The organism is Geminicoccus sp. (assembly GCF_035556675.1).
Lineage (GTDB): Bacteria > Pseudomonadota > Alphaproteobacteria > Geminicoccales > Geminicoccaceae > Geminicoccus.
The window spans coordinates 1-8,385 of the sequence record NZ_DATMFZ010000231.1 but is presented as its reverse complement, the minus strand read 5'-3'; the positions used below and the strand labels follow the sequence as shown (position 1 = coordinate 8,385).

Sequence of the window (8,385 nt, the reverse complement as noted above, 5' to 3'; positions counted from 1 at the left end):
GCCCGGCACCTGCGTGAGCACGATCGGCTTGCCGAGGATTGGAAGGTCGTCGAGCGCGAGCTGGCGAACTGCGCTCAGGCGAACCAGCGCGACGCGGCCAGCGGGGTGCGGCCTGTGCCTACAGCCCGACGCGAACTCGTCGGGAGGAACGACGGCGCGTCGAGCAGGCGGAGATCGCCTATCGGCGCTTGGCAGAGGGCTGGAGCCGGGGCGGACGGCGCCCGCCCCCTGCATCGCAGGGGCATGACGTGGTCGTGGTCCGACGTCCCAACGGGAGCGCCGTCCGCCATGCGGGTTACGACCATGGGTCTCGACCTCGCCCAAGTACGTCTTCCAGGTCCACAGTGTCGATCACGCAGGCATGCATCGTCCTGCGACGCCGACTACGGCGAGCAGAGGTCCTCGCGTTCTTCTGGTCCCTTCCCTCCTGCCTTGTGGGTAGGGAGGCTTGTTCGACCGCTCCCGACTGGGCGCGGCATGCTCGGGCACGACGTGCGTCTGATGCCGCCCCCTGCGTCGAGCCGTACGTGAAGCGAGGCGGGAACGACGCGGCGGATGCCCTGGCGATCCGTGCAGCGCGGCCGACACCCCCCATCCCACCGCCCGCCCGCGGATCGCTGCGCGTACTTGCGCGGCAACTGGCCGCCGCGCCTGGAGATGATCCCCGGCATCGGCCCGATCATGGCCAGCGCCCGCGCCGTGGCGGTCACCGATTCAACGCCGTTCCGTGCCGGCCGCCATCTTGCCGCCCGCGACGGCCTGCTGGCCGTCGTCCTTGCAGGAATGGAGTGATCGCTCCTGCGCTCGGTGGCCTGGGCTCGTGCCCCGACAGCACCCGAGCGGTGGCAAGGAGCGGCTCCAAGGGCAGCGTCCAGCCGGGTGACCACTACCGCCGACGCTGGCCGATCAGCGCTGCCCACGCGGTGCTTCAGGCCGTCGGGAAGGGCCGGCCGAGTGCGGCAGCCTGGGTAAGCCTGCTCCAGCGACGCCCGTTCAAGCTCGTCGCGGTGGCGCTGGCTGACAAGACGGCGCGGATGGCTGGGGTCGTACGCACCCGCGACGACCCGTGCCGGGCACGGCCCAAGGCCCGCCCTGCCTGAACGAGGCGCAGCCACGGAGCCAAGGAGTGGGGCGGAGGTGCTCGAGGAGGTGATGGCGAACGGTCGGACCGGGTCGGACCGATCCGGCAGGTGTTGCGCGCAGCCGCGCGCGCGGGACTGGCTGGAGCCCGATCTGCGGATCTCGTCAGGGCCAGCGGTCATGCGCACCGCACGAAACAGGCCGCACACCTGACGGCTGCCGACCAGATCGTCACCGCTGCCCCGAGCCTCCGGACCCGCGGACGCTGTCCATACATACGCCTAGAAGTTCATTGTCCATACCGTCCGCAGATGGGCCTCAGAACCTTGCCTTACACGGCTTTCGACATAGTAGAGCGGCCTTCGGAAGTTGGCGGCTGCAACTATTCGTTAAGCATCGGCAGCTATCATCAACGGCATTGGCAATCCGTCGAAGGACTATGAGCGTGACCGCTATCGCAGCTGTGGCCGGTCCTGTGACCCCGCACGCCTTCCCGCCGCCCGCCGGACCGTCCGCTCCGGAGCAGGATGGCCATTCCGCGCAGGCTGGTGCCGACCCGGCGCGGGTCCTGTCCTTTCCGGCAGGGCTGCCGGGATTTCCCGGCTGCCGGTATTTCGGGCTCGAGCGGGTCCAGGGCAGCAGCCTGCTCCTGCTCCATTCCCTGGACGATGCCGGCCCGAGGTTTTTCGTGCTGCCGCTGGCTGCTGCGGACTCGCTGATCCGTCCGGCGGACCGGCTCGCGGCTTGCCGCTTGGCCGGGCTCTGCCACTACGACACCGACTTCCTGGTGATCGTCACGGCCAGACGCAGCCATGCGGATCTGGAATTGTTCGCCAACCTGCGGGCACCGGTCCTGATCGACACGCGGCGCCGCTTTGGTGCGCAGGTCGTGCTGGCGGATGCTGCCTACCCATTGCGTCACCCGGTGGCGGCGGCAGCCTGAGTGCAGGATCGGATCATGCCTGGCAATACCATGCTCTCGTCCCAGGCGGTACTTCCCGCCGGCCATGCGGCGGTCGACGGCCGTCGCTCTGCGGCCCAGGCCCTGCTCCTCGCGGCGGCGGAGCGTCATCGTGCCATGGACTATGCCGCGGCGCGTGATCTCTATCGTCAGGTCCTGCGCACCGATCCCGAGCAGGCAGATGCCGTCCATCTGCTGGGCATGGCATTGGCAGCGCTGGGCGACGTGGCCAAGGGAGAACGGCTGGTACGCCAGTCCATCGCGCTCCGCCCGGAGCGGGCCCGCTTCTGGTCCAACCTCGGCAATCTGCTGAACCGGAGCGGCCGCATGCAGGTGGCGCTCAAGGCCTTTTCCGAGGCAATCCGACGCGACGCGACCTTCGCGGACGCTCCCGCCAATCTCGCCGGGGTGCTAGCATCGCTGCAGCGCTACGACGCTGCGGAAGCTGCAGCGCGCGATGCTCTGGAATTGGATCCGAACCATCCGACGGGCCTTGCGAACCTGGCCGGTGCGCTCATCGGTCTTGGACGCTACATTGAGGCCGAGCCACACCTGCGACGCGCGCAGGAACTGGCACCGAAGAGCTACGAGGTCTGGTACAATCTGGGCCATCTCTCGATGGCGCGGGGCCGGGCGGACGAGGCAGAGCAGGCCTTTCGGCGTGCCCGGGAGCTGGATCCCGGCGCAGTCGAGCTGCTCCGCTGGCTGGGTTATGCGTGCGTGCGGACTCGCAAGGCGGAAGAGGCCGAGCTGTTGCTGCGGCACTACCTGACGGTCCGCCCCGCTCCCTCCAATGCCCATTCCATGCTCGGCCACCTCCTGGTCCAGCGCGGCATGCATGAGCAGGGGATCGAGCTGTTGCGCCAGGGCATCAGCCGTCCCAATGCGCAGGCAGCCGAGCATTCCACGCTGGTCTTTGACTTGAACTACTGCCCGGACCTGGATCCGTTGCAGGTTCGGGCCGAGCATGAGCGCTGGGGCAGGCGGTTTGCCCTGCCCCATGTGCTGCGCAACCGCAAGGCGGACACCGACCGCGATCCACACCGTCGCTTGCGGGTGGGCTTTCTTTCACCGGACCTGCGTGGTCACTCGGTCGCCTATTTCTTCCTGCCGCTGCTGCGGCATCTCGACCAGACCCAGATCGAGACATTCTGCTATGCCTATGTCGACACGGCCGACGCCATGACTGCGGCACTGAAGCAGGCTGCCGACCATTGGCGCGATGTCTGGGGCATCGCCGACGACGAGATCGCCAGACGCATACGCGACGATTGCATCGATATCCTCGTCGATCTAGCGGGGCACACCTCCGACAGCCGGCTGCTCGTGCTGGCACGGCGCCCGGCGCCGGTTCAGGCCACCTATCTGGGCTATCCCAACACCACCGGCATGCCGGCGGTCGACTGGCGCATCGTGGACGAAGTCACCGATCCGGCTGGTGCCGACGCCTATGCGGTGGAGCAATTGCTGCGACTGGACCGCTGTTTCCTCACCTACGAGCCGGTCGAGTTTCCCGGAATCGTAGAGCCGCCCTGCGTCAAGAACGGCTTCGTCACGTTCGGCTCGTTCAACAACATGGCCAAGCTGAATGAGAGCGTGTTCGAGCTGTGGGCCAGGATCCTGCAGCGCGTCGAAGGCTCTCGCCTCCTGCTCAAGCACCACATGAGCCATGATCCGGTGGTGCAGGAGAAGGTGCGCCAAGCCTTCAGCGGCCGGAGGATCGCGCCGGAGCGGATCGAGCTCCTGCCGCGGACGCATGGCCGCGCCAGCCATCTGGCGACCTATGGCCGGATCGACGTAGCACTCGATACCTTCCCCTACGGTGGCACGACTACGACCTGTGAAGCTCTGTGGATGGGCGTCCCGGTGGTCACGCTCGCCGGTGACACACACGTGGCGAGGGTGGGCGCATCGATCCTGCACAGCATCGGCCTGCACTCGTGCGTCGCTCGGTCAGCAGATGACTATCTGCTCACCGCGACCCAGCTCGCGAGCACCAGGGATCTGCTCGCCGGCATGCGCCAGATGCTGCGCAGCGAGATGTTGGCCAGTCCATTGATGGATCAAGCCGATCTCGGTCGGCACATGACTGCCGCCTTTCGAACCATGTGGCACCGCTATTGCGGGATCCCCACCCGTGCGGCGACTTGAAGCGCAGGAGCCCAGGCCATGAACTCATACTCGCCGGACTACCCGGAATGCCCTGTCCTTCCAGCCGCTACGATGCTTTCCAGCGAGGCGGCCCAACTCGGAGCACCGGCAGGCCAATCTCAGGAAATCAGGCTGCACATCGGCGGCGTGGAGCCCAAAGCTGGCTGGAAGATCCTCAACATTCAGCCCGGCCCGCATGTGGACTTCGTCGGCAGTTGCACGGACCTCACCGGCTTCGCCGATGGATCGGTCGCCGAGATATACGCTTCGCACGTGTTCGAGCATCTCGGCTACCAGGAGGAACTGCCGCAGGTCATGGCGGGCATTCGGCGGGTCCTACGGCCTGGTGGCACGTTGCGCATCAGCGTTCCAGACCTGGAGGTCCTATGCCGCATGTTCGTGCATCCGGCGCTCAGCCCGGAGGCTCGCTTCCATGTCATGCGGATCATCTATGGCGGCCAGATGGACACGCACGATTTCCACAAGGTCGGATTCACCTTTCAGTTCCTCACCTACTTCCTTGCCAAGTATGGCTTTCGCGACGTCCGGCGGGTCGCTTCGCATGACCTGTTCGACGACACGAGCCGCCTCGTCCTGTTTGGGCACCCGATCAGCCTGAACGTGGTCGCCAGCACCTGACCACACCAGCAGGCGCAAGGGCTGCACGGCGCGGCATTAACCTTGCCGATACGATAACCTTTCCGCCGTCCGGCGGCGACATCGAGACAGGAGACGAACATGCCTCTTACTGGAACGACCAATACCGCGGCCAATACTGCCCTGCGCTATCTCAATAGTAATTCGGCGCAGGCCAGCAACTCCTTGGCTAAGCTCTCCAGCGGCTCGCGCATCGTGAAGGCGTCCGACGACGCCGCCTCGCTCGCGGTCGGCACGAAGATCCGTGCCGATGTCGCGGCCCTGCGTCAGGCAGCGGTCAACACCGCGCAGGCCTCGAGCCTCCTTCAGGTCGCAGACGGAGGTCTTGCCAAGATCTCGGATATTCTGCTGCGGATGAAGTCGCTCGCGGTACAGGCACAGTCCGGCTCACTCACCGACAGTGAGCGCTCCTTTCTCGACCTGGAGTATCAGGAACTGGTCGGCGAGGTAGGCAATATCGCCAGTCAGACCAAGTTCAATGGTGCCCAACTATTAAATGGCGCTTCGGGCAAGAGCATTGATCTGGGTGGCGTGACCGACACCCTGTTCAATCCTGCCAGCACCTACGCGAACGGGATCACGGCACGGCTGTCGGGTAACGCCGCCGTGGGCACGTGGCAGCTTTCCTATGACTACACCGCCGGCTCCAGTCTTGGGCAGTTCACCCTCGCGAACGGCACGGTCTCCGACACGGTGCAGTTCACTCACGCCTCGAACGCGGTGGTCTATGAAGGGCGCATCTCGTTCGAGCATGCCGGCATCGAGATCAGCCTGAGCAACTTCGACTTCAGCGCGGCCTTCGCGGCCGGCACGGCAAGCCAATTCGAAGTGGCCGGCAGCGACAGCCTGAGCTTCCAGGTCGGCGTGTCGTCCGGGGACACGATCGTTGTCAACATCGATGACGTACGTCCCACCAGCCTCGGCCTCACCGGGACGAGCGTGGCCGATACCGCCAGTTCGGTCGCGGCTGGCAACGCGCTGGACGGGGCGATCTCCGGCCTTAACGCCGCACGTGCCAACATGGGTGCGATGATGGCCCGCTTCGAGTTCGCCTCGGCCAACCTCGCCACCAGCGTGGAGAATCTCGACGCGGCACGCTCCACCTTGTTGGACGTCGACATGGCTGCCGAGATGACCAAGTTTACATCCTTGCAGATCCTGACCCAGGCCGGCGTTTCGATGCTGGCACAGGCTAATCAGATGCCACAGAATCTCCTGAAGTTGCTGCAGTGATCGATGAGCCTGGGTCGGCAGAATTATTCTTGCAACTGAAGCGTATTGTGTTTTGTATTAGCGGATACGCCGATGGTATTTCATTCGGTAGGCGCGTCGATGATTGAAAACGAATCTTCATTGATTGCGCTTGATGGTTATCATGTTCTTTGATGAGTTGAGCGATCGTGCTTGGGCATGATGCAGGCAATAGGCGCTGTTGGGGCCGATGCGTCGGGCACTTACGGGACGGCCGGCGTACCCGCTCTTGGTGCAGCTCCAGGCCCTGCTCCTGCAGCAGTGGTACCGGCTGTCCGGTCGTGATCTCGAAGAGGCCTTCCGACCGGCTGAGCTTCCGGCGCTGTTGTGGCCTGAGGCTGGAGGACGCGGTGCCGGATGCGACGACCTTGTCGCGCTTTCGGATCGATCTTGCCGAGGCGAATCTGGCGGAAGCGGTGTGCGACGCGCTGAACGCGCAGTCGGAACAGTGCGGCCTGGTGATAAGGCCGGCACGATGATCGATGCGACGCTGGTGGAGGCGGACGTGAAGCGGGCACCCATGCGCGAGGACGAGGTGTCGGAACGCGATCCGACAGCCGGCTTCAGCCGTCGAGGGCAACGCAGCTTCTTCGGCTACAGGGCCCATCTGGCGGTGGATCAGGGGGCCGACCTGATCCGCAAGGCGATCCTCACCACCGCCGACATCGGGGAGAGCATTGCTGCGGACGCGCTGCTGGCCCGGTCTCCTCGGGAGTTCGGATCAGCCGCCTGCCGACAGCTGATGGTGACGAACAGATAGAGGTGGCCCTGCTCGGTATGACCGCGGCGATGTCGAGGTGAAAGAAGCCGATCGGGTAGCTCTTGAACCGGGAGCGATCCCCCGGAGGGATGTCGATAAAGCCGGCAGGCCGCTGCCAAGCAGCGATGCAGCGACGAGCGGGCCAGGTGCGGCAGGGTCGGCTGCAGGGCGTAGAGCCAGTCGTCGAGCGGCAGGGGCGTGTAGTGCCGCAACGCGACGACGACCGCCTCGTCCTCGGCGTCCAGCACGGTGGAGCGGGGTGGCTTCGGTCCCATTGGGGCATCGGTGCTGCAGGTCCGCAAAGCACTACTTCTGCACGGTGGTCGGGCTGATGCCGTAGCGCTTGGCCAGTGCCCTTACGCTCGCTTCAACAGCCTGGATCGCCCGACGAGCCGCCCTTTGTCGTCGTGGCGCGGCGGTGAAGAACCTGATCCATAGCACGTCCTTCCAGGTGTGTGGCTCGATTGTAGCACTACACTCTGGAACCAAACATCTAGGTCGCAGAATGCTCTGCCCGCTGGATCGTCCTCATCGCCCGCTCATAGATGGGGATATCGATCACGCGGCCGCGGATGGCGATGGCGCCCAACCCTTCTATGCGAGCGCGCTCATAGGCTTCGATCACTTCCTTGGCTTCGGCAGCTTCCTGCTCCGAGACACCGAACGCTTCGTTGAAGATCGGCACCTGGGCAGGATGGATGCATCCCGATCCGGTGAAGCCCAGCTGCCGCGCCATCAGGGCGATCCGGCGCAACGCGTCCATGTCGCGAAATTCCGCGATGCTGCCGGGAAGGCCGATCGCCTCGATTCCAGCGGCATGAGCAGCCGTGGCGACAGTCTGTGCGGCGAAGGCCATCGACTGGGGTTCCGGGGGCAGTCCGATTGTGGCTGCATAGTCTTCCACACCGAAGCCGATTGCGATCAGGCGGCTGGAGCTTTCCGCGATCGAGAGAGCATGGAAGATGCTCTTCGGCGTCTCGAGGAGCGCAATCAGGCGGGTACGACCTTCGATGAGGCCGGCATCCGCTTCGGCGCGCGCGATCTGGGCCTCGTGCTCCGCGAGTTGGGCCGGCGTATCGACCTTCGGTACCACGAGGCCGAACACCGCCTTCCCGACCGAAGCCACTACGTCCTGCCGTGCCAGCTCTGTCGCGCTGTTGATGCGGACGAACACCCGCATCCCACGTGCGTTGAGATCGGCCGCGGCTCCGGCGATCCGTTCTCTAGCCTCGGCCTTGCGCTCTGGAGACTGCCGCGAAACGGCTAGTCCTGCCGTGAAGTGCCCCCCATTTCGACCGGACACCGGCATCAGCCGGAGGGCCTAGGCGTAGTCCTAGGCATGTGCCTATGTCCGACACGTTCTCGAAGATCGAGGTGATCAGCAGGATTGCCCGCCGGCGCCGCTTCACGACCGAGCAGAAGCTGGCCCTCGTGGCCGAGTCGATGCAGCCCGGCATGTCGATCAGCTACGTGGCCCGCCAGCCCGGGCTCTCGCCGAGCATGGTGTTCCGCTGGAGGCGGCTGA

Annotated in this window: 9 protein-coding genes and 4 pseudogenes; 11 read left to right on the top strand and 2 right to left on the bottom strand. The window is 65.3% G+C overall.

Translation table 11 applies throughout. The annotated features are described in order from the left end of the window. Positions 1-38: 38 nt before the first annotated feature. The 10 genes and pseudogenes from VNS22_RS16600 to VNS22_RS16560 form a co-directional block, all read left to right on the top strand. Positions 39-254: pseudogene (locus VNS22_RS16600) on the top strand (IS110 family transposase); the annotation flags it as partial. Between the two features lie 34 nt (positions 255-288). Then, positions 289-708, top strand: a pseudogene (locus tag VNS22_RS16595) (hypothetical protein); the annotation flags it as partial. Continuing rightward, positions 628-792: a transposase gene (locus VNS22_RS28605; RefSeq protein WP_414653373.1), complete on the top strand. Its 165-nt coding sequence runs from the start codon at positions 628-630 to the stop codon at positions 790-792. The pseudogene VNS22_RS16595 and the gene VNS22_RS28605, both read left to right, overlap by 81 nt. Beyond that, positions 789-1,100: a hypothetical protein gene (locus VNS22_RS16590; protein WP_325734337.1), complete on the top strand. Its 312-nt coding sequence runs from the start codon at positions 789-791 to the stop codon at positions 1,098-1,100. Before VNS22_RS28605 ends, VNS22_RS16590 begins: the two co-directional genes overlap by 4 nt. 425 nt (positions 1,101-1,525) lie before the next feature. Beyond that, on the top strand, positions 1,526-2,023 hold the full coding sequence (gene fliW / locus VNS22_RS16585; protein ID WP_325734335.1) for a flagellar assembly protein FliW: 498 nt from the start codon (positions 1,526-1,528) through the stop codon (positions 2,021-2,023). 15 nt (positions 2,024-2,038) lie between these two features. Continuing rightward, positions 2,039-4,192: a tetratricopeptide repeat protein gene (locus VNS22_RS16580; RefSeq protein ID WP_325734334.1), complete on the top strand. Its 2,154-nt coding sequence runs from the start codon at positions 2,039-2,041 to the stop codon at positions 4,190-4,192. Between the two features lie 18 nt (positions 4,193-4,210). Continuing rightward, positions 4,211-4,831, top strand: a complete 621-nt coding sequence (locus VNS22_RS16575) for a class I SAM-dependent methyltransferase (protein WP_325734333.1) — start codon at positions 4,211-4,213, stop codon at positions 4,829-4,831. A 99-nt stretch (positions 4,832-4,930) separates the two neighbouring features. After that, positions 4,931-6,082 carry a flagellin gene (locus tag VNS22_RS16570; RefSeq protein ID WP_325734331.1) on the top strand — a complete coding sequence of 384 codons (1,152 nt, stop codon included), beginning with the start codon at positions 4,931-4,933 and terminating at the stop codon, positions 6,080-6,082. 208 nt (positions 6,083-6,290) lie between these two features. After that, positions 6,291-6,579 (top strand): annotated as a pseudogene (locus tag VNS22_RS28600) (transposase). Beyond that, complete coding sequence (locus VNS22_RS16560) at positions 6,576-6,860, top strand: hypothetical protein (protein WP_325734339.1); 285 nt, start codon at positions 6,576-6,578, stop codon at positions 6,858-6,860. Before VNS22_RS28600 ends, VNS22_RS16560 begins: the two are co-directional and overlap by 4 nt. On the opposite strand, the pseudogene VNS22_RS16555 reads toward VNS22_RS16560, so the two are convergent. Next, a pseudogene (locus VNS22_RS16555) lies at positions 6,842-7,296 on the bottom strand (IS481 family transposase); the annotation flags it as partial. The gene VNS22_RS16560 and the pseudogene VNS22_RS16555 sit on opposite strands and share 19 nt — an antisense overlap. Before the next feature lie 57 nt (positions 7,297-7,353). Beyond that, positions 7,354-8,169, bottom strand: a complete 816-nt coding sequence (locus VNS22_RS16550; protein ID WP_325734329.1) for a CoA ester lyase — start codon at positions 8,167-8,169, stop codon at positions 7,354-7,356. 38 nt (positions 8,170-8,207) lie between these two features. Here VNS22_RS16550 and VNS22_RS28595 point away from each other — a divergent pair. Beyond that, positions 8,208-8,385, top strand: a 178-nt coding sequence (locus VNS22_RS28595; protein WP_414653372.1) for a transposase, incomplete at its 3' end; no start/stop codon positions are given.

Excerpts from the sequence above, each read along its gene's own strand:
- VNS22_RS16570 (WP_325734331.1), top strand. The coding sequence starts at position 4,931 with ATGCCTCTTACTGGAACGACCAATACCGCGGCCAATACTGCCCTGCGC.
- VNS22_RS16575 (WP_325734333.1), top strand. The coding sequence starts at position 4,211 with ATGAACTCATACTCGCCGGACTACCCGGAATGCCCTGTCCTTCCAGCC.
- VNS22_RS16550 (WP_325734329.1), bottom strand. The coding sequence starts at position 8,169 with ATGCCGGTGTCCGGTCGAAATGGGGGGCACTTCACGGCAGGACTAGCC.
- VNS22_RS16560 (WP_325734339.1), top strand. The coding sequence starts at position 6,576 with ATGATCGATGCGACGCTGGTGGAGGCGGACGTGAAGCGGGCACCCATG.
- VNS22_RS16580 (WP_325734334.1), top strand. The coding sequence starts at position 2,039 with ATGCCTGGCAATACCATGCTCTCGTCCCAGGCGGTACTTCCCGCCGGC.